The 24027-nt window shown below is 71.1% G+C and carries 17 protein-coding genes; 11 read left to right on the top strand and 6 right to left on the bottom strand.

The features are described from left to right. Nucleotides 1-40: 40 nt before the first annotated feature. The gene (locus tag ABZ490_RS14910; RefSeq protein ID WP_358989269.1) at nucleotides 41-466 is read left to right on the top strand and encodes an OsmC family peroxiredoxin; all 426 of its coding nucleotides are present in this window, start codon (nucleotides 41-43) and stop codon (nucleotides 464-466) included. A gap of 180 nt (nucleotides 467-646) precedes the next feature. After that, nucleotides 647-2542: a molecular chaperone DnaK gene (gene dnaK, locus ABZ490_RS14905; protein ID WP_358989267.1), complete on the top strand. Its 1896-nt coding sequence runs from the start codon at nucleotides 647-649 to the stop codon at nucleotides 2540-2542. A 58-nt stretch (nucleotides 2543-2600) separates the two neighbouring features. Here the strand turns inward: dnaK and ABZ490_RS14900 are convergent, their stop codons facing one another. Both ABZ490_RS14900 and ABZ490_RS14895 read right to left on the bottom strand, forming a co-directional pair. Then, nucleotides 2601-3407 (bottom strand): SAM-dependent methyltransferase, encoded by an 807-nt coding sequence (locus ABZ490_RS14900; RefSeq protein ID WP_358989265.1) that lies wholly within the window; start codon nucleotides 3405-3407, stop codon nucleotides 2601-2603. Nucleotides 3408-3475: 68 nt separating this feature from the next. Continuing rightward, nucleotides 3476-4339 carry a helix-turn-helix transcriptional regulator gene (locus ABZ490_RS14895; RefSeq protein WP_358989263.1) on the bottom strand — a complete coding sequence of 288 codons (864 nt, stop codon included), beginning with the start codon at nucleotides 4337-4339 and terminating at the stop codon, nucleotides 3476-3478. A 297-nt stretch (nucleotides 4340-4636) separates the two neighbouring features. Between ABZ490_RS14895 and ABZ490_RS14890 the strand changes: the two genes are divergently transcribed. Then, the gene (locus ABZ490_RS14890; RefSeq protein ID WP_358989261.1) at nucleotides 4637-5065 is read left to right on the top strand and encodes a hypothetical protein; all 429 of its coding nucleotides are present in this window, start codon (nucleotides 4637-4639) and stop codon (nucleotides 5063-5065) included. Here the strand turns inward: ABZ490_RS14890 and ABZ490_RS14885 are convergent. Continuing rightward, nucleotides 5051-5890 carry a helix-turn-helix transcriptional regulator gene (locus ABZ490_RS14885; RefSeq protein WP_358989259.1) on the bottom strand — a complete coding sequence of 280 codons (840 nt, stop codon included), beginning with the start codon at nucleotides 5888-5890 and terminating at the stop codon, nucleotides 5051-5053. The two genes, ABZ490_RS14890 and ABZ490_RS14885, sit on opposite strands and share 15 nt — an antisense overlap. Nucleotides 5891-5950: 60 nt before the next feature. On the opposite strand from ABZ490_RS14885, the gene ABZ490_RS14880 reads away from it, so the two are divergent. The 4 genes from ABZ490_RS14880 (at nucleotide 5951) to ABZ490_RS14865 (ending at nucleotide 10425) form a co-directional block, all read left to right on the top strand. After that, nucleotides 5951-7045, top strand: coding sequence for an ADP-ribosylglycohydrolase family protein (locus ABZ490_RS14880; RefSeq protein ID WP_358989257.1), 1095 nt, complete (start codon nucleotides 5951-5953; stop codon nucleotides 7043-7045). Nucleotides 7046-7113: 68 nt separating this feature from the next. Continuing rightward, nucleotides 7114-7419 (top strand): 4a-hydroxytetrahydrobiopterin dehydratase, encoded by a 306-nt coding sequence (locus tag ABZ490_RS14875; RefSeq protein ID WP_358989255.1) that lies wholly within the window; start codon nucleotides 7114-7116, stop codon nucleotides 7417-7419. Between the two features lie 188 nt (nucleotides 7420-7607). Continuing rightward, nucleotides 7608-8381, top strand: a complete 774-nt coding sequence (locus ABZ490_RS14870) for a class I SAM-dependent methyltransferase (RefSeq protein WP_358989253.1) — start codon at nucleotides 7608-7610, stop codon at nucleotides 8379-8381. A gap of 172 nt (nucleotides 8382-8553) precedes the next feature. Further along, nucleotides 8554-10425 (top strand): rhamnogalacturonan lyase, encoded by a 1872-nt coding sequence (locus tag ABZ490_RS14865; protein ID WP_358989251.1) that lies wholly within the window; start codon nucleotides 8554-8556, stop codon nucleotides 10423-10425. A gap of 63 nt (nucleotides 10426-10488) precedes the next feature. Here ABZ490_RS14865 and ABZ490_RS14860 read toward each other — a convergent pair whose 3' ends face one another. The 3 genes from ABZ490_RS14860 to ABZ490_RS14850 all read right to left on the bottom strand — a co-directional run bounded on the left by ABZ490_RS14860 (nucleotide 10489) and on the right by ABZ490_RS14850 (nucleotide 16665). After that, nucleotides 10489-10824, bottom strand: coding sequence for a hypothetical protein (locus ABZ490_RS14860; RefSeq protein ID WP_358989249.1), 336 nt, complete (start codon nucleotides 10822-10824; stop codon nucleotides 10489-10491). Between the two features lie 115 nt (nucleotides 10825-10939). Next, nucleotides 10940-13606, bottom strand: coding sequence for a cellulose binding domain-containing protein (locus ABZ490_RS14855; protein WP_358989247.1), 2667 nt, complete (start codon nucleotides 13604-13606; stop codon nucleotides 10940-10942). Nucleotides 13607-13749: 143 nt separating this feature from the next. Beyond that, nucleotides 13750-16665, bottom strand: coding sequence for a glycoside hydrolase family 48 protein (locus tag ABZ490_RS14850; RefSeq protein ID WP_358989245.1), 2916 nt, complete (start codon nucleotides 16663-16665; stop codon nucleotides 13750-13752). 263 nt (nucleotides 16666-16928) lie between these two features. Here ABZ490_RS14850 and ABZ490_RS14845 point away from each other — a divergent pair, with 263 nt between their 5' ends. The 4 genes from ABZ490_RS14845 (at nucleotide 16929) to ABZ490_RS14830 (ending at nucleotide 24015) form a co-directional block, all read left to right on the top strand. After that, on the top strand, nucleotides 16929-18425 hold the full coding sequence (locus ABZ490_RS14845; RefSeq protein WP_358989243.1) for a cellulase family glycosylhydrolase: 1497 nt from the start codon (nucleotides 16929-16931) through the stop codon (nucleotides 18423-18425). A gap of 75 nt (nucleotides 18426-18500) precedes the next feature. Next, complete coding sequence (locus ABZ490_RS14840; RefSeq protein ID WP_358989242.1) at nucleotides 18501-20225, top strand: glycoside hydrolase family 6 protein; 1725 nt, start codon at nucleotides 18501-18503, stop codon at nucleotides 20223-20225. 167 nt (nucleotides 20226-20392) lie between these two features. Next, nucleotides 20393-21319 carry a class I SAM-dependent methyltransferase gene (locus tag ABZ490_RS14835; protein ID WP_358989554.1) on the top strand — a complete coding sequence of 309 codons (927 nt, stop codon included), beginning with the start codon at nucleotides 20393-20395 and terminating at the stop codon, nucleotides 21317-21319. A gap of 167 nt (nucleotides 21320-21486) precedes the next feature. Continuing rightward, the gene (locus tag ABZ490_RS14830; protein WP_358989240.1) at nucleotides 21487-24015 is read left to right on the top strand and encodes a hypothetical protein; all 2529 of its coding nucleotides are present in this window, start codon (nucleotides 21487-21489) and stop codon (nucleotides 24013-24015) included. Nucleotides 24016-24027 lie beyond the last annotated feature (12 nt).

The following is a 24027-nucleotide window of genomic DNA, read 5'->3' as shown; positions in this document are numbered from 1 at the left end:
GAAACCCGTCCGACGGGAAACCCACGCGAAAGGAACAACCGTGGCCACCACGCGCTCCGCTCACACCGTCTGGGAAGGCAACCTGCTCGAGGGCAACGGCGTCGTCACCTTCGACTCCTCCGGCATCGGTCAGCAGCCGGTGTCGTGGCCGTCGCGCGCCGAGAAGGCGAACGGCAAAACCAGCCCCGAGGAGCTGATCGCCGCCGCCCACTCCAGCTGCTTCTCCATGGCCCTGTCGCACGGGCTGGCGGGCGCGGGCACCCCGCCCACCAAGCTCGTCACCTCGGCCGACGTCACCTTCCAGCCGGGTGAGGGCATCACCGGCATCCACCTCACCGTCGAGGGCACCGTCCCCGGCATCGACGACGACGCCTTCGCCGCCGCCGCCGAGGACGCCAAGAAGAACTGCCCGGTCAGCCAGGCCCTCACCGGCACCACGATCACCCTGTCGGCCAAGCTCGCCTGACCCGGCACCCCACCCCGGCCGGCACGCACCCGCGTACCGGCCGGTTCGGCACGCCCTGGGCGCCCGGCGGCCGGGGCAACCGCCCGGGGTGTGCCCCAGTGCCCCATTGACAGAATCCCGCGCACGATTTGTGCTGGAAGTCCGGTGGCACGGGTGGCTCCCTGGCGAAAGGGGACGGCGATGGGACGTCCGGTCGGCATCGATCTCGGCACCACGAACTCGGTGGTGGCCGTCCTGGAGGGCGGCGACCCCACGGTCATCGCCAACGCGGAGGGCGCACGGACCACCCCGTCCGTCGTGGCCTTCGCCAAGAACGGCGAGGTACTCGTCGGCGAGGTCGCCAAACGGCAGGCCGTCACCAACGTCGACCGCACCGCCCGCTCGGTCAAGCGGCACATGGGCGACGCGCACTGGCGCTTCCCCGAGCACGGCGACGTGGACGGCACCCGCTACCGCGCCCAGGAACTCTCCGCCCGCGTCCTGCAGAAACTGAAGCGGGACGCCGAGGCCTACCTCGGCGAGGACGTCACCGACGCCGTGATCACCGTCCCCGCCTACTTCGACGACTCCCAGCGGCAGGCCACCAAGGAAGCCGGGGAGATCGCCGGCCTGAAGGTGCTGCGGATCATCAACGAGCCGACCGCCGCCGCCCTCGCCTACGGCCTCGACCGCAGCCAGGAACAGACCGTCCTCGTCTTCGACCTCGGCGGCGGCACCTTCGACGTCTCGCTCCTGGAGATCGGCGACGGCGTCATCGAGGTCAAGGCCACCAACGGCGACACCCTGCTCGGCGGCGACGACTGGGACCAGCGGGTCGTCGAGCACCTCGTGAAGAAGTTCAAGGGCCAGTACGGCATCGACCTCGGCGCCGACCGGATGGCGGTGCAACGGCTGCGCGAGGGAGCCGAGAAAGCGAAGATCGAACTCTCCTCGTCCTCCGAGACCACCGTCAACCTCCCCTATATCACCGCCTCCGCCGAAGGCCCCCTGCACCTGGACGAGAAACTGACCCGCGCCCAGTTCCAGGAACTCACGGCCGACCTGCTCGACCGCTGCCGCACCCCGTTCCACCAGGCCGTCAAGGACGCCAAGATCAAGCTGTCCGCGATCGACCACGTCATCCTCGTCGGCGGCTCCACCCGGATGCCCGCGGTCACCGATCTCGTACGGGAGCTGACCGGCAAGGACCCGCACAAGGGCGTCAACCCCGACGAGGTCGTCGCCGTCGGCGCCGCCCTCCAGGCCGGCGTGATCCGCGGCGACGTCAAGGACGTCCTGCTCCTCGACGTCACCCCGCTGTCCCTCGGCATCGAGACCAAGGGCGGCATCATGACCAGGCTCATCGAACGCAACACCACGATCCCCACCCGCCGTTCGGAGATCTTCACCACCGCCGCCGACAACCAGCCCTCCGTCGGCATCCAGGTCTACCAGGGCGAACGCGAGATCGCCGCCTACAACAAGAAGCTCGGCGTCTTCGACCTCACCGGGTTGCCGCCTGCCCCGCGCGGGGTCCCGCAGATCGAGGTCGCCTTCGACATCGACGCCAACGGGATCATGCACGTCTTCGCCAAGGACCTCGCCACCGGCCGCGAACAGAAGATGACCGTCACCGGCGGCTCGGCGCTCCCCAAGGACGACATCGACCGCATGATGCGCGAGGCCGAGCAGTACGCCGACGAGGACCGCGCCCGCCGCGAGGCCGCCGAGACCCGCAACCAGGCCGAGCAACTCGTCTACCAGACCGAGAAGTTCCTCCGCGAGAACGAGGAACGCGTCCCCGCCGAGACCAGGGAGGAGGTGTCCTCGGCGGTCACCGGGCTGAAGGGCCTGCTGGAACAGCAGGCCGACACCGCCGCCCTGCGGGCCGGACTCGACGAACTGGCCACCGTCAGCCAGAGGATGGGCCAGGCGATGTACGCCCAGGCCCAGCAGCCGCCGACCGCCACCCCCACGGCCGACCACGACACCGACCCCGGCGCGGGCCGGGACACCGGCCGGGCGACGGACGACGACGAGACCGTCGTCGACGCGGAGATCGTCGACGACGACACCGACCAGGCCAGGGGAGCCTGACACCGCGGCCGGCGCGGAGTGTGCCCGGGACCTCCGGGTACGCCCGTCGCGCCCGCGCTCACGCCTTGCGGGCGACCCCCGCGTACACCGGCACGATGCCCTCCGCCTGCGCCGCCACGTCCTCCGGCTCCGGCCGCCAGCCCGAGACCGGGATCAGACCGGGACCGAGCAGCTCCAGCCCCTCGAAGAAACGCGCGAACTCGGTGAGGGAACGCGGGAAGAACGGGGTGCCGCTGCGCCGGAAGTGGCTCGCCGCGTTCTCGATGGCCTCGGGGCTGAGATCCGGGGTGACCTGCGAGAGGATCAGCCAGCTGCCCGGCGCGAGCCGCGCGACGTACTCCCGTACGAGGTCGTAGGCCCCGTCGTCGAGGTAGTGCGTCAGCGCCACCAGGGACAGCGCCACCGGCCGGCCCAGGTCCAGGGACTGCTCGGCCCGCTCCAGCAGCGCCGCCAGGTCACGGACATCGGCGTGCACGTACTCGGTGGAACCCTCGGGCGTGCCGCGCAGCAGCGCCTCCGCGTGCCGCAGCACGATCGGGTCGTTGTCCGCGTACACCACCCGCGCCTCGGGCGCCACGCCCTGCGCGATCTGGTGCAGGTTCGGCTCGGTGGGGATACCCGTGCCGATGTCCAGGAACTGCCGGATCCCCGCCTCGGCGGCGGCGCGCACGGCCCGCTGCATGAAACGCCGGTTGCCGCGCGCCCCGCGCAGCACCGTGCCGTCCACGGCGAGGATCCTCCGGGCCAGCTCCTCGTCCACCGGGTAGTTGTCCTTGCCGCCCAGCCACCAGTCGTAGACACGCGCCGGATGCGGTCTGCTGGTGTCGATGCGAACGGGCGCCTTCCGGTCCTCGGATCCGGTCATACGGGCTCTTCTCCTCGCGCGTGGTGCGGACGGTGCGGACAGTGCGGTCGGACGGTGATCAGCGGTGCTCAGAGGGTCTCGCGGAGGTCCTCCAGGAGCCCGCGGGTCGCCTGGGCGGACGCGGCGTGCGTCGTCAGATGGTCGAGGACCTCCAGGTGCGCGGAGACCTCCTTGCGCGAGTCGAGATACAGGGCGCCCGTCAGATACTCGGTGACGACCATGTCGGGCAGCTCGGGCTCGGCGAAACGGAACAGCGAGAAGGGCGCCGCCGTCCCCGGATGCGGGCCGTCGGCGAACTCGGCGATCTGCAGGGTGACCCGGTCCCGCTCGGTCAACTCCAGCAGCTTGTCGAGCTGTTCGCGCATGACGGAGGGGTCCTCGCACACCGGCCGGCGCAGCACCGTCTCGTCCAGCACCGCCCACAGATGCGGCGGGTTCGGACCCTCCAGCAGCCGCTGCCGGGCCATCCGCAGCGACACATGCCGCTCGATCGCGTCCGGCGTGGTCCGCCCGACCGTGCCGGCCTCCAGTACGGCACGGGCGTACCGCTCCGTCTGCAACAGCCCCGGCACGAAGTGCGGTTCGTAACTGCGGATCAGCCGGGCCGCGCCCTCCAGGCTGACGTACAGACTGAACCACTCCGGCAGCACGTCGTGGAAGCGCTGCCACCAGCCGGGGAGGTTCGCGTCCTCGGCGAGCCGGACGAACGCCTCGGCCTCGCCCTCGGAGACGCCGTACGCCTCCAGCAGCACCTGCACGTACGGGATCTTCAGCGCGACCTCGGCCGTCTCCATGCGCCGTACGGTCGCCGGAGCCACCCGCAGGGCGCGGGCCGCCTCCTCACGGCCGAGACCGGCCGCCTCGCGCAGCTCCTGAAGCCGTCTGCCGAGCACCACCTGACCCACCGTGGGCGCGGGCCGCCGTTCACTCACGCCACGTCTCCCCTACGTGTCGAGGCACGCGGGTCAGTGTGTCATGTTCCAGCCGCAGTCTCACGGGTACGGCGATGACGTCCTCGTCACGCGTGACCCCCGGGGCGGCTGCGGCCGGCCGGCCATGACCTCCGGGGTAATCGACTCGTCCCCGTCCGGGCGGGATCGTGGAGTCACCGGGTTCCGGGCCGGCGCACTCCGGCTCGGAACCCGCCCCGGGATCCGCAACCCGATCCCGATCCCGCAGCTGATTCCGGCCTCGCAGCCGATTCCGACCTCGACGGAGGGTGATCCGCCATGTCCGCAGCCCAGCCCGCCCCGCTCACCGCACTCGCCCGCACCGCCGAGCCGTACACCGCGCTGCGCCGCTTCCTGGCCGTGGACGCCGTCGTCACCGGCGTGAACGGCGTCGCCTACCTCACCGCCTCCGGCCCGCTCGGCCGCCTCCTCGGTGTCGACGCCACCCTGCTCCTCGCGCTCGGCGCGTTCCTCACGGTGTACGCGGCCGCCGTCGCCGTACTGGCCTCGCGGGCCCGGCCGGCGGCGCTGCCGGTGCGGGCCGTGGTGGAGGCCAACCTCACCTGGAGCGTGCTCAGTTGCGTCGCCCTCGCCCTGTGGCTGTCGCCGACCGCCGCGGGCGCGGTGTGGACCGTGCTCCAGGCCCTGACGGTGGCCGGTTTCGCCGTACTCCAGCACCTCGCCCTGAAGGCCTCAACCCATCAGTGAATGCAGGTACTTGACCGTCGCCGGATCGGCCGGGAGCAGCGTCTCGACGGCCAGCTCGGCGACGGTCACGTCCATGGGCGTGTTGAACGTGGCGATCGACGAGATGAACGACAGGGTCCGCCCCGCGTGCTCGATCTGCATCGGCAGCGCGAAGTACGGCACGGGCTCCGGCGGTTCGGCGGAACGCCCGCACGCACTCGCCTCCGGCACCGGATAGGCGGCCACCTCCTCGTACAGCGCCCGCAGCGGCGCCGACCGGTGCAGGGCGATCTGACGCTCCATCTGGGCGAGGAGATGGCCCCGCCACTCGGGCAGATTACGGATGCGCGGCGCCAGACCCCGCGGATGCAGCGTCAGCCGCATCGCGTTCAGCGGCGGCACGAGCAGCGACTCCGGCAGCCCCTCCAGCAGCATCGCGATGCCCCGGTTGGCCGCCACGACGTCGTACCGCGCGTCCACCACCAGCGCCGGATACGGCTCGTAGCCCTGGATGAGCCGCTCCAGACCGGCCCGCAGCCCGTCCAGCGCCGGGTCGTCGAGCGGGGTCTCCGGGTAGTGCGGGGCGTAACCCGCCGCCAGCAGCAGCGCGTTGCGCTCCCGCACCGGCACCTCCAGATGCTCGGCCAGCCGCAGCACCATCTCCTCACTGGGCCGGGAGCGGCCCGTCTCCACGAAACTGATGTGCCGGGCCGAGGAACCCGCCCGCAGCGCCAGCTCCAGCTGACTGATCCGGCGCCGCTCGCGCCAGGCCCGCAGCAAGGGGCCCACCCCCGGCTCGGCGGGGGCGGCGGACGCGGCGTTCGTACGGGTCGCGACAATGGCCATACGGACGACCGTAGTCGACAGAGCCCGCGCAGGGGCGTGGGCGAGAGGGGGTGGACGACCGTGCCGTGGATCGCGCGGAGGAACGCGTTCGAGGCCGAGGCGGTGTACCGGGCGCGGGTGCGCGGCTGTCTGCTGGGCGGGGCGCTCGGCGACGCGCTGGGCTACCCCGTGGAGTTCGACTCCCTCGCCCGGATCCGCGCCGCCCACGGCGCACGCGGTGTCACCGGGCTCGTCCCCGACGCGGCCGGCGTGGTCGGCCGGATCAGCGACGACACCCAGATGACCCTGTTCACCGCGGAGGGCGTCGAACAGGCCGTGCGCCGCGAACGCGGAAAGGGGATCGGCGGCGGCGGTCCCCGGCTGGTGCGCTGGGCCTACGAACGCTGGCTGCACACCCAGCGCGTCCCCGCACCCGACGGCGGCCCCACCGCCCACGGCTACGCGGGCCCGGCCGGCGGACTCGTCACCGAGCCCTGGCTGTACGCCCGCCGCGCCCCGGGCAACGCCTGCCTGAGCGGTCTCCAGCAGGACTTCGTCCCCGAGCCCTGGACCGAGCTCGGCCCGCCCGGACCGGTCAACCCGGACTCCAAGGGCTGCGGCGCCGTCATGCGGGCGGCCCCCTTCGGCCTCACCGGCGCCTCCGCCGAGTCCTCCTTCCAACTCGCCGCCGTCTGCGCCCAGACGACCCACGGCCACCCCACCGGCTACTACGCGGCCGGCGCCCTCGCCGCCATCGTCCGGCACCTCGTCGACGGGGAGTCCCTGGAGGGCGCCGTCCTGCGCACCCTGCGCCTGCTGGCCCGGCACCCCGGCCACGAGGAGACGAGCACCGCCCTGCGGCAGGCCCTGGACCTCGCGGCGGACGGCGACCCCACCGCCGAGAAGACCGAACGGCTCGGCGCCGGCTGGATCGCCGAGGAGGCCCTCGCCATCGGCGTCTACGCCGCCCTGGCCCACACCGACGTCGAACGCGCCCTGCTCCTCGCCGTCAACCACTCGGGCGACAGCGACTCCACGGGCTCCCTCTGCGGCAACCTCGTCGGCGCCCGCCACGGCGACCACGGCCTCCCGCACTCCTGGCTGCGCCTGCTGGAGGGCCGGGCCCGTATCGCCGCGGTGGCCGACGACCTGGCCGACGAGGCGGCCCGGGCCTGACCAGCGCCGCAGCCGCTCCGCTGTGGCAGTCTGGACGGGTACGCGACACCCACGAACGGAGTCACCCCGTGGCTGTGGAACCGCTTTCCCCGAAGGAGATCGAGGACCGTCTGTCCGACCTGCCCGGCTGGGCCGTGGACGGCGACCGCCTCACCCGCTCCTACCGCCTGGCCTCCCATTTCGCCGCGACCGCCCTCGTCGTCCACGTCGCGCAGATCCAGGACGCGCTGGACCACCACTCCGACCTCACCCTCGGCTACAACACGGTCTCCCTCGCGGTGAACACCCACAGCGTCGGCGGGGCCGTCACCGCGCTGGACTTCGAGCTGGCACGGCAGGTGGAGGCGGCGGCGGGCGGACACGGGGCGGAGTGACGGCGCCGGGCGACGGTATACAGAGGCCGGTCGCCGGTCGCCGGTCGCTGGTCGCCGGTCACCTGTATGCCGCATCCGGTCGACAGCATTCGATAGCTGACATACGGCGAGCTGTATGCGGCTCGCGGCATACAGTGTGGCGCAGATCGCACATCGCATACAGTCGACGGGCGGACCGGGGAGCGCGCGTGCTGGACTACGACAAGGAAGCCGAACGCTACGACGCCTCACGCGGCGGCGAACCCCGCGCGGCCGCCGCCGCGGCCGCCGTCCTCGGCCTGCTGCCGCCCGTTACCCGCACCCTGCTGGACGTCGCCTGCGGTACGGGGATCGTCACCCGCCGGCTCGCCTCCGGTCCCGGTGCCCCGCGGGTGACGGGCGTCGATCTGTCGCCCGAGATGGCCCGGCACGCGGGCGCCCGGCTCCCCGGCGCGATCGTTCGCGCGGACAGCCGCCGACTGCCCTTTCGCGACGGCCACTTCGACGCGGTGACCAGTGTGTGGCTGCTGCACCTCGTCGATGATCCCGGGGACGTGCGCAGGATCGTCGCCGAGTGCGCCCGGGTGCTGCGGCCGGGCGGGGTGTACGTCACCACCGTCGACAAGGGCGCCTCGCACAACGTGGGCAGCGACATCGACGGCGTCCTGTCGTCCCGCCCGCGCCGCCCCGCCTCCGACGCCACGGCGCTCGTCGAGTCGTATGCCGCCGACTGCGGTCTGATCCCCGCCGGGCAGGCCCGCTTCGCCGGCCGGGGGCAGGGGCGCAGTCCACGCCGGGCGATCGCCGACCTCAGACGCGGATGGTTCGTCACCCTGCCGCCCGGAGACCCGCTGGCCGACGAGTTCGCCGCCCGTCTCGCGGCCCTGCCCGACCAGGAACGGCCGCGCCCGGAACCGGAGTTCACCCTGCGCGCGTTCCGGAAACCACCGCGGGCGCTGCCCCATCCGGCGTCGGACCGCTGAACCAACCGACCCTGTCGAACCGGCCCCTGTCGAACCGGACCCGTCGAACCAGCCCGTCGAGCCGGCCCCCGTCGAACCGGCCGCCGAAGTGGCCGAAAAACACGGCAACGCGGCCGGACCCCACGGCGACTGAGAGTGCGGAACCCGTCCGTCCTCTCTGGAGGTTCGCCCCGTGCAGCACTCGCGCAAGCACCGCAGACGCCGAGCCCTCCTGTCGGCGACGACAGCCGCCGCGGCCCTGGTCGCCGCCGGCCTGACCGCGCTCGGCACCGGCACCGCCTCGGCCGCCACCGCCCGCCAGGTCGAGGCCCTCGACCGGGGTGTGGTCAGCGTCCACACCGACAGCGGCAACCTGGTCAGCTGGCGCTGGCTGGGCACCGACCCCGACAGCGTCTCCTTCAACGTCTACCGGGCCGGCACCAAGGTCAACGCGACCCCGGTCACCGGCTCCACCAACTACTTCCACTCCGGCGCCCCCGCCCAGGCCGACTACACGGTCCGCGCGATCGTGGGCGGTGTCGAACAGGCCGACTCGGTCCACGCGATCCAGTTCCGCACCGGCTACAAGGACGTCCCGATCACCCCGCCGGCCGGCGGCACGACCCCCGACGGCGTCGCCTACACCTACGAGGCCAACGACGCCTCCGTGGGTGACCTCGACGGCGACGGCGCCCTGGACTTCGTCCTCAAGTGGCAGCCGACCAACGCCAAGGACAACTCGCAGTCGGGATACACCGGCAACACGATCGTCGACGGCATACGACTGGACGGCACCCGGCTGTGGCGGGTCGACCTGGGCCGCAACATCCGGTCCGGCGCCCACTACACGCAGTTCCAGGTGTACGACTACGACGGCGACGGCAAGGCCGAGGTCGCGATGAAGACCGCCGACGGCACGGTCGACGGCACCGGCACGGTGATCGGCAGCTCCTCCGCCGACTACCGCAACTCCAGCGGCTATGTCCTGTCCGGCCCCGAGTACCTCACCATGTTCAACGGGCAGACGGGCAGGGCGATGCAGAGCGTCGACTACGTCCCGGCCCGCGGCACGGTCTCCTCCTGGGGCGACTCGTACGGCAACCGCGTGGACCGCTTCCTCGCGGGGACGGCGTACCTCGACGGCTCCCGCCCCTCCCTGATCATGGCGCGCGGCTACTACACCCGTACGGTGATCGCCGCCTGGGACTGGCGCGGCGGCGCCTTCACCCGCCGCTGGACCTTCGACACCAACTCCTCCACCAACAGCGGCAAGGGGTACGACGGCCAGGGCTCGCACAGTCTCTCCGTCGGTGACGTCGACGGCGACGGCAAGGACGAGATCGTCTACGGCGCGATGGCCGTCGACGACAACGGCAACGGCCTGTGGACGACGAGGACGGGCCACGGCGACGCCCAGCACCTCGGCGACCTCGACCCGTCCCACGCCGGCCTGGAGTACTTCAAGGTCTCGGAGTCGGGCAGCCAGCCCGCCGAGCTGTACATCAACCCGGCGAACGGCACGATCAACTGGCAGCTGGCCGCCTGCTGCGACAACGGCCGCGGGGTCGCGGGCGACATCTGGGCCGGCAACGACGGCGCCGAGGTCTGGTCGGCCTCCGACTCCTCGATCCGTGACGAGGCGGGCGCGACGAAGGGCCGCGAGCCGTCCTCCGTCAACTTCCTGTCCTGGTGGGACGCCGACACCACCCGGGAACTCCTCGACGGCACCCACATCGACAAGTACGGCACGTCCTCCGACACCCGCCTGCTGACCGGCTCCGACGTCCACTCCAACAACAGCACCAAGGCGACCCCGTCGCTGTCCGGGGACATCCTCGGCGACTGGCGCGAGGAGGTCGTCTGGCCCACCACCGACAACACGGCCCTGCGGATCTACTCGACCCCGTACGAGACCACGACGCGCATCACCACACTCCTGCACGACACGATGTACCGCACCGGCCTGGCCTGGCAGAACACGGCCTACAACCAGCCCCCGCACCCGAGCTTCTTCATCGGCAACGGCATGGCGACGGCACCCCGGCCGACGGTGTACACGCCCTGACCGGGGCGTGCGGAAGGCCCCGCCCGAGGTCGGACGGGGCCTTCCGCACGGCCGTGCGACGGATCAGTTCAGCGCCTTGGGCACGTTCCCGTAGAACTGGATGGCGGGCCAACCGCAGGAGACGAGCAGCTCGTTGATGGCGTCCGCGACATCCAGCGCGGTGACGTCCTGCCCCGTGGGCCCGGACATCAGGTCGATGGTGAAGTTCACGGTGACGGATCCCTCGTCCGGGCCCGGCGGGGTGACCCCGCGGAACGGGACGTTGTTGCCCCACGCCGGGGTCGACTCGTCGGCCTGCTCGGCGACTTCGCTCTCCTCGGCCCCGGCCGCACCGGCGGACGCGAGGACCGCGCCCGCCGCCGCCGAGCCCGAAGAGACCAGCAGGGCACGTCTGGACACTCCCATGGTTCCCCCATTCCCCTCTCCTGCCTCCTGGGTGAAGGCGGGTTCGATCGTATGAGCGAAAAACGGGCCCGTGGTGCTGAACGAGATCATCCGGTCGGCCGGTGCCGGCTCACCCCGCCGTGCAGCTCTGATCGCCGAGCTTGAACGCCGTCGGTTTCGCGTTCGTGCCCGTCCAGCTGCCCGTGAAGCCGAAGCTCACGGAGGCGCCCGCCGCCACGTTGGCGTTCCAGGTGACGTTCTTCGCGGTGACCGCCGCACCGGACTGGGTGTAGTCGGCGTTCCAGAGCTGGGAGACCGTCTGGCCGTTGGGGAAGGCCCAGTTGAGGCTCCAGCCGGACCAGGCGCCGGTGCCCGTGTTGGCGAGTTTCACGTCCGCCTGGAAGCCGCCGGACCACTGGTTGGTGATCGTGTACGTCACCGCGCAGGCCCCGGTCGGGGTGGGATCCGTACCGCCGCCTCCGTCGCCGCTTCCGCCGCCGCTCGTGTCGGAGGTGTCGCCGTAGACGACGCCCTGGCCGTTCGTCGACACGTACACCCGGCCGTAGACCCGGGGGTCACCGGTGATCGCGGCACCCGTCCAACCCCATTGATGGGCATCGTCGTTGATGCGGGTCCAGGTCACGCCCTTGTCGGTCGAACGGAAGATCCCGCGCACACCGGAGATCTTCGCGCTGGTGTAGAGCGTCTGGTACGAGGCACCGGTCGCCGCCTTCCCGAAGCCGATGGTGTCGGCCTGCTCGACGTTCGACAGCTTGGTGAACGTCGCGCCGGAATCGGTGGAGTGCCACAGCCCGTACGCCCCGTCGCTCGCCCCGCCGGCCAGCCACACATCGCCCTTCGTCCCGGGAAGCGCCTTGAAACGCACGCTGTCCCCACTGGGCAGGCCCGTCGCCGACGACGCGGTGAAGGTCGCTCCGCCGTCCGAACTGACGTAGAACTTTCCGGACTTGAAGCCGTAGAAGGTCTTGGGGTCGACCCGGTCCGACTCGACGACAGCACCGGAGGGGATCCCGCTCGACGCCTGCCACGACGTACCGAAACCGGTCGTGTACTGCACCCCGGTGCCCGCCGGGCTCCACACGAACCGGCTGCCGTCCGCCGCCGCGGCCACCGTCCCGCCGCCGCTCACGCCCGAAGGATCCGTCCCGGCGAACCAGTTGGCCCCGTTGTCCGTCGAGAACGCCACATGCGGGCCCGAGTCCAGATTGCCGACCCGCACCACCGTGTTCGGGGTGGTCTCCGCGAAGTCCAGGCTGGTCGTCGTCGTGAAGTTCGGGGACGTGAACATCATCGACGGCACCTTCGTCAGATCCGTGTGCCGGAATCCGCCGACGTCACCGAGCGCACTGAGCAGCGGGGCACCGGTCGGGGGAGAGGCGAGGTCGTTGACCGCCGTCTCCTCCAGCCCCTGCACCATCGGCTTGACGGTGAACTGGCTGCCGCTGTCCCAGTTGGTGAGGTTCTCCGTGCCGTAGATCGTCGCGCCCGTCCCGTACATCATGCGGGCGGAGTTGAACGGGTCGATCTCCAACGCCTCGGTCATCCACCCGAGTTTGGGCGTCTGCTCCGGCGGCGACGGGTTCGCGCCCCAGGTCAGCCACGGCGACGAGGAGACATCCATCGTGAACCGGTTCGCACGGTTGGGGTACGACGTGTAGTCCCACGCCTTCGTCCAGGTCCCGCCGCTGTCCGTGGAGCGGAAGATCTGCGTGTCGGGCCACCAGGAACTGTAGGCGGTCGCCATCACCGTGCCGGGCTTCTGCCGGTCGACCGTCAGCCCGCTGAAACCGTAGTAGGTGTCGGCCTCCGCCACCGGGCTGATGTCCGTCCAGGTCCCGGTGGCCGTCGCGTACCGCATCAGCCGGCCCTTGCCGCCGTCGTACGGACCGCCCTTGTCGCTGTATGCGATGTACAGGTAGCCGTTGACGGTATCCAGTACACCCTTGTGCGCCAGATAGCCCGTCGGCTGCCCGGCCAGCCGCGACCAGGTCGCCCCCGCGTCCGTCGACCGGTACACCGCGTTGTCCTTGTCCGCGACCCCGACGTAGATCGTCTTCGTCGCCGTACCGGACGTGCCCGTCGACTCGTCGAAGGTGACCCAGACGATCCCCTGGTTGTCGCTGGCGTACCCGCTGGTGTCGCTGGGATCCTGTACATAGGTGCCGACATTCGGGAAGGCGGTCACCTGCGACCAGGTGACGCCCGAGTCCGTCGACCGCCACAGCCCCTTGCCGCTCGGTGCGCCGAGGTACAGCACGCTGTTCTTGTTCGGGTCGACGGCGAGCCGCTCGCCCATGCCCCGGCCGGGCATGTTCCCGCCCAGCTTGAAGGGGAGGTCCGTCTTCTGCCAGCTGGCACCCCGGTCGCCGGACCGCAGCACGGCCCCGTTGGTCGGATCCCAGCTGTTGGTGTACGTGCCGACCGCCGCGTACACCTTGTTCGGGTCGGCCGCGTCGGAGGCCAGGCTCACCACGCCGGTGTGCCCCCAGTCCGCCCAGCCGACCGAGTCCAGCAGCGGCGTCCAGGTCCTGGTCGACTCCTGCCAGCGGTAGGCGCCGCCGATGTCGGTGCGGGCGTAGGCGAGGTTCTTCTCCTTGCGGTTGAAGACGATGCCCGGGACGAAGCCGCCGCCGTCGATCCGGGCGTTCTTCCAGGTGTACGACTCTGCGGCCGCCGTCGCCCTGGGGGTGGCGTCGGCGGCCAGTGCGTGCGGGCTGCCGGCGAGCAGGCCGGCGGCGAGCGCCAGCACCGCCGTCAGAATGCGCTTTCTTCGCACGGTGGGGGTCCTTCCTCGCGAAGCCATGTGTGCGGGGGGAGGTGCGGGAAGTACGACGTGCCGGTGCGGGAACCGCCACGACCGGGCGGCCCCCCATGCGGGAAGGGGCCGCCCGGCGCGGTACGCGGAGCGTTAGCGGGGACTTATTCGAGGAGCTCCGCGTACGAGCCCATGGCCAGGGCGATGTCGGCCTGGGCCCAGAACCGGTGGTACGTGAACACGGGCGCGGCACCGCCCGCGAGATAGCTCTCGATCTTCGACCACGCCGGGTCGCTCCTGTAGAAGGAACGCAGCGAGGCGAACGTCGAGGAGGAGCTGATCGTGTCGCCGTTCGGCATCTTCCCGCTCCAGCCGCTCGGGACGTACACGCCGTCGTCGAAGCGGTTGTAGTCGGCGCGGGTCTCGGGGACCGCGATGCCGAGGGCGTCCTGGTAGTTGGTCCACATGCCGTCCAGGAGCGCCTTGGCGGTCGTCCTCGCCTCCGTGTCACCGGACCTGGCGGCGTAGTACGTCAGGGTCTTGGCGTACGCGGCGGCCACGCCGACGTCGTTGGTGTAGTCGGCGACGGTGACGTGAAGTCCCGTGTTGGCACCGGGACTCGAGGCGTTCCAGGTGTCGGGCTGGCCCGACCACTGGAGAGTGGAGGGGATCAGGAAGGTGCCGTCCGGGTTGATCGTGGTCTTGGACAGCGCCCAGTCGACCCACTTGTCGAGGACCGTCTTGGCGGCGGCGTTCCCCGTCTGCTGGTAGTACTCGGCGACCCGCTCCATCGACCAGGCCTGGAACCCGAACCACTGGTTGGACGGTGGGTCGTGGTAGACGGGCTGCTGGTCGTAGTACATCCCGTAGAAGGTCGACGTGCCCGACGGGGGAGTGGCGTACCGGCCGGCCCAGCTGTTCGTCGCGCCGCCCGCGATGGCTCCTTCGCTCGACTGCAGCCAGCGGTAGAACTCCATCTGCCGGGTGAGGGACTTGGCCCAGTCGGCCTGTCCCGTCGCCGACTTGGGCTTGAGGTCGGCGTAACTGCTCAGCGCGTAGGCGGCCAGCGGGTTCTGGTAGCCGCCGTGGGTGTGGCTGGAGCCGATGCGCCAGGCCCAGCCGGCGCTGGTGTCCGTGGCGCCGCCCCAGGCGTAGTACCAGGACAGCAGATAGTGCGAGGCGTCCTTGCCGGTGCCGGCCGCGCACGCGGTCGGACCGACACAGGTGCCGATCTTCTTGAAGTACTTGTCGTACATCGCATACCGCAGATAGTCGCCCATCTTCGCGGCCTTGCCGACGGTCGCCGACACAGCACTGCCCTTGCCCTGCGCGGTCGCCCAGACGTCCGCCCAGTACGCCGCCTGCACCGCCCGCGCGTCGGCGTCCGGGGCATCGGTGTACTTCCACTGCTTGGCGTACGACGAGTCGCCGGTGAACAGGTCCAGATACCCGTTCGTGCCGCCGTACTTGAAGGCGTCGCAGGTCGGCTGCGGAACCGTCTCCCACACCGACTCCTGCGCACCGCGCTGGAAGGTGTTGATGTACGACGGTCCGGTCGCGGTCGGGCCCGCCTCGCACTTGCCGGGCTCGTTGCCGTACCCGTAGACGTTGTCGACGTCCTGCAGCCAGTGCATACCGTAGACGTCGTCCGTGCTGTATGCGGTCTTCAGTTCACCGGCGATCGGATCCGATCCCACCGACACGCCCGTGTCCAGCCGCGCCGGATACTCGTTCGGTGTGTCCAGCTCCGGCGCGTACGTCGCCGGTTTCGACGCGTTGTAGAACGAGTTCGTCGGCTGGTCGGCGTGGGTGGGGATCATGTACTTCTCCATGATGTCCCACGCGCCGTTGAACTTGGTCCAGTCGCCGGTGATCTTGCCGTACATGGCCTGCAGCCAGAGAAGGTAGCTGTAGGCCTCGGACGTCGTCTCGTGGCCCTGGTCCGGCGCCTCGACGATCAGCGTCTCCACCGAGTGGTACGGGATGCCCTCGGGGGAGAAGTAGCCGTTCGCCGGGTTGGTGATCTTGCCGTAGAGGTCCAGGAACCGCGCGTCGTACACCTTGCTGCCGGCGATCTCGGTGACGGTGACCGACGCCTTCGCGTGTCCGGTGGCCGTCGACTCGAAGACGGCCGCGCCGGTGCCGGAGGCGTTCGCGGTGACGGTCACCTTCTGGGCGGTGCTCCAGTTCGACGGGGTGAAGGTGAGCGAGGCGCCCCCGGTCACCGTCAGACCCGTGTTGCCGCTCACGCGGGCGGTCGTGACGGTCACATTGGCCGACGGCTGGGTCGACAGCTTCACCTCGTAGGTGCCGGTCTTGGCCTGCTGCACCGCCAGCTGGTTGGTGGAGGCGACCACGGCCGGTCCCGAGGCGACCGTGATGCCGACGGGTGTCGACGTGCCCGACGCGCCCAGGCTGTCGTAGGCCTTCGCCACCAGCGAGTGACTGCCCGCCGCCAGCCCGGAGGCCGACAGGGTGTACGGCGCGGTGGTGTCCGTGCCCAGCAGGGTCGTGTCGTCGTAGAACTCGACCTTGGTGACGGTCGCGCTGTCGGCTGCCGCGGCGGTCGCCGCGAGCGGCACCGCGTCGCCCTGGGTGTAGACGGCGCCCGCCGCCGGGCTGGTCAGCACGGTGATCGGCGGCTGGTGCGCACCGGTGCAGGTGGTGCCGTTGATCGCGAAGGCGGCCGGCGCCGTGTTGGTGCCGCTGTAGGTGAACTGCGCGCCGGTGCTCACCGCGGCGCCCGCCGCGATGGTCCCGTTGTAGGTGGCGTTGTTCACCGTGATCTGCTGGCCGGACTGCGACCAGGTGCCGTTCCAGCCGTTCGACAGCTTCTGGTTGCCCGTGTAGGCGTACGTCAGGGTCCAGCCGCTGATGGCATCGGTACCGCGGTTGGTGAGGGTGAGGTCGGCGGTGAAGCCGGAGCCCCAGTCGTTGGTCTTGTAGTCCACGCTGCACTGGAGCGCCGCCGCCTGGGCGGGCGTCGGGAGCGTGCTCAGCATGGCGAAGGGAAGCGCGAGGGCCGCGACTACGGCGGTCCACAGGCGCCGCGTCGCGCGACGTCTGCGTACGGGATCCATGGTTCCGGTTCCTCCTTGCGGCTCTGAGGGTGGGGGGAGGAGCAACAAGCCCTGAACCAGTGGGAGCGCTCCCATAGTGGGGAAAGGGGTGAAGGCGGTCAAGGTGCTTGAAGAGTCGAAAACATTCGACGGGAGAAGTTGAGGGAAAGTCAGCGTCTCCCCTGTTCTTTGCCAGGGCTTGGCGCTAACTTCGGGACACCAGTGGGAGCGATTCCATCAGTCGACGCGTCCGTCACGACGCGCTGAGCTGCAAGGAGTCGCTCATGCGACACCCCCCTCGTTCAATCCTTTTAGCCGTCGCCGGCACGGTCGCCCTCGGGACGGGCGTGGCCCTGCCGGTCATGACGGCCCAGGGAGCCACGCCCGCGTGCACGGTGGAGTACTCCGTGACCGGCCAGTGGGACGCCGGCTTCCAGGGCGCGGTGCGGATCACCAACCATGCCGCCGCCGTGACCGGTTGGATCCTGACCTTCGACTTCGCCGACGGGCAGAAGGTCACCCAGGGCTGGAGCGCCAAGTGGTCCCAGGCGGGTACGGCCGTCACCGCGGCGAACGAGAGCTGGAACGGCTCGCTCGGCACGGGCGCGAGCGTCGACGCGGGCTTCATCGCGTCGAAGGGCACGACGAACGCCGTACCGACGGCGTTCCGCCTCAACGGCACCGTCTGCAACGTCGACGGCGGTTCCACCCCGACGCCGACGCCGACCCCGACCGCGACGGCCACCACCCCGCCCGGTACCGGTGACACACCGCCCCGGCTGAGCGTGTCCGGCAACAAGCTCGTGGACGCCGACGGCCGCACCCGCCGGCTGCTCGGCGTGAACCGGTCCGGCGGCGAGTTCATGTGCGTCCAGGGCCGCGGCATCTGGGACGGTCCGGTCGACGACGCGGCGGTCCGGGCGATCGCCGACTGGAACGTGAACACGGTCCGCATCCCGCTCAACGAGGAGTGCTGGCTGGGCCTGTCGAACATCAACTCCGCCTACGGCGGGGCGAACTACATCAACGCCGTCAAGGACCTGGTGGCCCGCGTCGAGGCGCACGGCATGACCCCGGTCGTCGAACTGCACTGGACCTACGGCCAGTACACCGGCAACTCCGCAGGTTGCACGGACGTGCACGCCAGTTGCCAGAAGCCGATGCCCGACATGCAGTACACCCCCGCGTTCTGGACGTCGGTCGCGAACACCTTCAAGACCGACCAGGCCGTCGTGTTCGACCTGTTCAACGAGCCCTACCCGGACCGCGCGACCTCCACGACCACCCAGGCCTGGCAGTGCTGGCGGGACGGCGGCACCTGCCCCGGTATCGGGTACGAGGTCGCCGGTATGCAGGATCTCGTCGACTCCATACGGTCGACCGGCGCCCGCAATACGATCCTCGCCGGCGGCCTCGCCTACTCCAACGACCTCAGCCAGTGGCTGACGTACAGGCCCACCGACCCGACCGGCAATCTCGCCGCCGCCTACCACGTCTACAACTTCAACTCCTGTGCGAGCGAGAGCTGCTGGAACTCCACCCTCGCGCCCGTCGCCGCCCAGGTGCCGCTCGTGGCGGGCGAGATCGGGGAGAACACCTGCTCGCACGCGTTCGTCGACCAGGTCATGAAGTGGTTCGACGACCGGCAGCTGTCGTATCTGGGCTGGACCTGGAACACCTGGGACTGCTCCTCGGGCCCGTCGCTGATCTCCGGCTACGACGGGACCCCCACCGCGTACGGCATCGGGCTGCGCGACCATCTGCGCGCCCTCGACGGATAGGCGCCATCAGCAGCAAGGGACGTCAGGAACGGACAGAACGGACAACACCCGCGACGGACAAGGAAACCCGCACTCATGAGCCGTAGCAGAACAGCGATGCTCGCCGCGCTGGCGCTGGTCGCCGGCGCCTCCGGGACGGCGCTCGCGGTGGTCCCGGGCGATCCGGGCATCGCCGCCATCCCGTGCACCGTGGCCTACACCGTGCAGAACCAGTGGGACACCGGCTTCACCGCCAACGTCACCGTGACCAACAACTCGACGGCGAAGACGAGTTGGTCGGTGAAGTGGGCGTACGCCGGCAACCAGAAGATCACCAACGGCTGGAACGCGAAGATCACCCAGTCCGGTACGGCCGTCACCGCGAACAACGAGACCTACAACGGAACGCTGCCGAACGGCGGTTCGGTCAGCTTCGGGTTCCAGGCCTCCTACAGCGGCACCAACGCGGTCCCGGCCTCCTTCACGCTCGACGGGGTCACCTGCAACGTCGACAGCGGCGGCGGCACCCCCACCGACCCCGGCACCCCCACCGACCCGGGCACCCCGTCCACCAAGGTCGACAACCCCTACGCGGGCGCCAAGGTGTACGTGAACCCGGAGTGGTCGGCGAAGGCGGCCGCCGAGACGGGCGGCTCCCGGATCTCCAGCCAGCCCACCGGCGTCTGGCTCGACCGCATCGCCGCGATCAACGGCACCAGCACCAGCATGGGGCTGCGCGCCCACCTGGACGCGGCCCTCGCCCAGAAGGGCAGCGGCGAGGAGGTCGTCCAGCTGGTCGTCTACGACCTGCCCGGCCGTGACTGCGCCGCCCTCGCCTCCAACGGCGAGCTCGGCCCGACGGAGATCGACAAGTACAAGACGCAGTTCATCGACCCGATCGCGGCGATCCTCGCGGACAGCAAGTACGCCTCGCTGCGGATCGTCACCACCATCGAGATCGACTCGCTGCCCAACCTGGTCACCAACACCGGCAGCCGGCCCACCGCCACCGCGGCCTGCGACACCATGAAGGCCAACGGCAACTACGTGAAGGGCGTGGGCTACGCGCTGAACAAGCTCGGCGCGATCCCCAACGTCTACAACTACATCGACGCCGGCCACCACGGCTGGCTCGGCTGGGACGACAACTTCGCGCCCGCCGCCCAGGTCTTCTACGAGGCCGCCAACGCGGAGGGGGCGACTGTAGACGATGTACACGGCTTCATCACCAACACGGCGAACTACAGCGCCCTGAAGGAGAACAACTTCACCATCAACGACAGCGTCAACGGCACCTCCGTGCGCCAGTCGAAGTGGGTGGACTGGAACCGGTACGTCGACGAGCTGTCGTACGCGCAGGCCTTCCGCGCCCAGCTGGTGTCCACCGGCTTCCGGTCGGGCATCGGCATGCTGATCGACACCTCCCGCAACGGCTGGGGCGGCACCGCACGGCCCACCGGTCCGGGCGCCACGACCAGCGTCGACACGTATGTCAACGGAGGCCGCTACGACCGCCGTATCCACATCGGCAACTGGTGCAACCAGTCCGGCGCCGGCCTCGGCGAGCGCCCGCAGGCCGCACCGGCCGCCGGGATCGACGCGTACGTGTGGATGAAGCCGCCGGGTGAGTCCGACGGCTCCAGCTCCGCCATCGCCAACGACGAGGGCAAGGGCTTCGACCGCATGTGCGACCCGACGTACACGGGCAACGCCCGCAACGGCAACAACATGTCGGGGGCCCTGGCCAACGCTCCGCTGTCCGGCCACTGGTTCTCGGCCCAGTTCCAGCAGCTGATGCAGAACGCCTACCCGCCGCTGTAGACACCGGCGCGGGGTCCCGTCCGGCCGTTCCCCCTGCCCGGGGAGCGGCCGGATGCGGCGGAAACCGGGACCGGTGGAGCGAAATTTTTGCCGTCCCGGCAACAATCGTGGCCCTCGCGCGGTGCGCCGGAGCACGCTTGCGGCACACCGACGAGAGGCTGACCACCATGGCGCACCACCCGCACGAGCACGGCGACCACGAGGAGGGCGGGCCCCAGCACGGCCGGCACCAGCACCGCCACGGGCACGACACCGACATCGACTGGGCGGAGATGGCCCCGCACCTCGTGGCCCAGGCGGAACTCTTCACCCCGCTGTACGAGCGGGCCCTGGCCTGGCTCGCCAAGGAGGTGACCGAGCCGGGGCTGATCGCCGACCTGGGCAGTGGTCCTGGCGTCGTCTCGGGGCTGTTCGCCGAGACCTTCCCCGGCGCCCGGGTCCTCGCGGTCGACGGCTCCGAGCCGCTCCTGGAGCAGGCCGGGGCGCGCGCCGCCCGGCTCGGGTACGCCGACCGCTTCGGCACCCTCGCCGGTGAACTTCCCGGCGTCCTCGACGAGTTGGACTACCCCGCCGACCTGCTGTGGGCGGGCCGCAGTCTGCACCATCTGGGCGACCAGCGTGCCGCCCTGAGCGCCTTCGCCGAGCGGCTCGCGCCCGGCGGCACGCTGGCGATCATGGAAGGGGGCCTGCCGAGCCGGTTCCTGCCGCGCGACATCGGCATCGGCCGCCCCGGCCTGGAGTCGCGGCTCGACGCGCTCCAGGAGGAGTGGTTCGCGCGGATGCGGGCCGATCTGCCCGGCTCCGTCGAGGTGACCGAGGACTGGCCGGCCCTGCTCGGCTCCGCCGGTCTGAAGCACACCCGCAGCCGCAGCTTCCTGCTCGACCTGCCCGCCCCCGCCTCCGACCGGGCCCGCGCCTACATCGCCGACTCGCTGGGCCGGCTGCGCGAGATCTACGGCGATGTCCTCGACCCCGAGGACCGCGCCCTGCTCGACCGCCTCCTCGACCCCGCGGACCCGGCCGGCGTCCGGCGCAGGTCCGATGTGTTCGTACTGGCCGCACACACCGTGCATACGGCGGTGAAGCCCGCGTAGCCCGGACGGCGCGCCCCCGCACACCCACCTCCCCCGCGTCATCCGCGGCGTCACCCCCTCCGTCGTTCATAGTGACCTGCATCACATTCCGGCAGTAGAATGGGAAGGCGGTTCCGCTCGGACGCGGCATCCCGGACGCGGTCCGTGCGGGGAAGACGGGGGCCGTCATGGACCGTTACGTCAGTCAGGACATCAGCGGCTGGACCGAGGTGCGCGTCCACGGGGTGTCGGGGACGCCGCCCGAGGCCGAACTCTGCCACCCCGCCGTCGCGTTGGTCGCCGGCGACCGGCTCGCCGGCTTCTACCGGCGGATCTGGGAGTGCGCCCGCGGCGCCCCCGACGGGCCGGACTTCCGGCGCGAGGGGTACTCGTGGGGCAAGCTCACCTCGGGCGACAACTCCCGTGCCCTGTGGCTCCTTCTGCTGCCCTTCATGTTCCTGAACCTCGCCTACTACATGGACCCGGAGCACCGCGTCGTCGACGGCCGCACCCGGGTCGTGTCCGAACGCCGAGCCGTCCAGCGGCTTCTCGCGCTCTCCCTCACCGGCACCTACGTCCTGGCCGCCACCTCCGTGTCGATGGACCTGGTCGGCTGGCAGTGCGGAGCGCACACCGGCACGGGCCAACCGACCTGCTCCAGCGGCGGGTTCTGGCTGAACTGGCTGCACTACAGCTGGCTGGACTCCACCGGCCGGCACCTCGCCGTCGCCTCGATCGTGCCGCTCGCCCTGGTCGCGCTGCTGTGGTGGACCGCCCGCCGGACCTGGGCCACCATGGAGGCCCAGCAGGTCCCGCAGGTCAAGGGTGGGGTGGACGTCCGACTGCCGCTGGAGGACCGCCAGTTGTGGAACGGCCGCGGACCCGTGCGCGAGCTGCGCGCCCTGCACGTCGCCGGCGCCCTCGCCGTCGTGGGCGTCCTGCTGCTGGCACCGCTGCTGCCCGGCGCCGACCTCACCAGCCTGTCCCACGGCGGCACCTGGCACCCGGTGGCGGCGGTCCTGCGCAACCTCCTGCTGCTCGCCCTGCTCCTCGTCGTGGCGTTCGTCGTGGTCCTGGTGCCGCTGGCGAAGGACCGGGACCGGCCCGACCCGGCCGCGCCCCGCACGGACGACGACCGCTTCCGCCTCCTGCCCTGGCTCGTCACCGCGCTCGTGGCCGGAGCCCTCGCCGTGGCCTGCTGGGGCGCCGCGGAGTCCGGTCCGCCCGACCCGACAGCCGGGGTCCATGCCCTGCCCTGGCAGACCGGCGCCGTGCGCTGGCTGCTCGTCGCACAAGGCGCGCTCCTGCTGTCTCTCGCCGCCTCCCACGTCGTACGGGGCACGGTGAGGACCACACCGCCCGACCGCAACATCCTCGGCAGCCCCGACTTCCCGCGCCCGGCCTGGGGCGGTATGAGCATGGCCGGAGTCGCCCTCCTCGCCACGCTGCTGGCGACCGCCCTCGCCGCCGGGGTCACGCTCCGCGTGGCGGAGATCCTCGGCGCGCCCACGGTCCCCGGACACCCCACCGGCGATCAGCGGCCCCTGGTGGTGCCGACCGCCTACTTCTGGGGGGCGGTGTGCGCACTCGCGCTCGTCGTCGTGGCGCTGGTCCTCGCCGTCCGCGCCTGGGCGGTGATGAGCCACGGCCGCGCGGACGAGCTGCACCACATCAAGGCGTTTTACCCTCCCGGAGACGCCGGGCGCGCACCGCAGGCACGGCGCCGCCATATCGCCGACGTATGGGCCCGGGCACGGGGGCTCGGGCCCGCCGCCACGACGGGACTCGGCCTGCTGCTGCTCGCCGCCGTCGTGATCGCGGCGGCCGGAGTCGCCCTGGACCTGGCCCTCGGCACCCGGCTCGTCACCGACGGCTCCCGCTGGCTGACCACCGCCGCGAACCTCGTCCTGACCGGCCTGGTCGTCGGACTGCTCTGGGCGGGACGCCAGGCCTACCGCAGCGCGAGCTTCCGGCGCACCGTCGGCATCCTCTGGGACGTCGGCACCTTCTGGCCGCGCGCCACCCACCCCTTCGCCCCGCCCTGCTACGCCGAGCGGACCGTGCCCGACCTGCTGACCCGCCTGGAATACCTCACCGGTACGACCGAGGGGGAGCACGGGCACCAGGGTCCGCCGGGCGGCCGCGTGCTGCTGTCCTGCCATTCACAGGGTTCCGTGATCGGGGCGGCCGTCCTGATGCAGGCGAGGACCACGGCCGGCGTCCGTACCGCCCTGCTGACCTATGGCTGCCCGCTGACCCGGCTGTACGCGCAGTTCTTCCCCGCCTACTTCGACGCGAACGCCGTACACCGCCTCGGGCAGATCCTGGCCAACACGGAGGAGACGCTTCCCGCCCCCGAGGAGAAGCCCGGCCTCGCCGACGACACACGCTGGTACAACCTGTACCGCGCCAGCGACCCCATCGGCGGGTGGGTCGTACGGGACACGGCTCCGTTGCAGCCGAGCGACCCGCTGCGCCGCGGGGACCGGCAGCTGCTCGACCCGACGCAGTTGTGCAAGCAGCCCGGCGACACCTGCTGTCAGCCCCCGAAGGGACACTCCGACTACTTCTCCGACCCGGCGTTCGACGTGTGCGTGCGCGATCTCGTCGCAGGCGGCACCGGTCCGCCGCCGACCGCTCTGCCCTCCACCGCCGTACCCGTGATCCTGTCCGAATCGGTGGACGGCGCGGCGCCGCTCACCCAGGCCCGGCTGTGAGGGCCCGGCCAT

Origin of the sequence: Streptomyces sp. NPDC005811 (assembly GCF_040630405.1) — a bacterium.
Lineage (GTDB): Bacteria > Actinomycetota > Actinomycetes > Streptomycetales > Streptomycetaceae > Streptomyces.
Note: the sequence above shows the minus strand (reverse complement) of the source record. Positions and strands in the feature narration are given on the sequence as shown.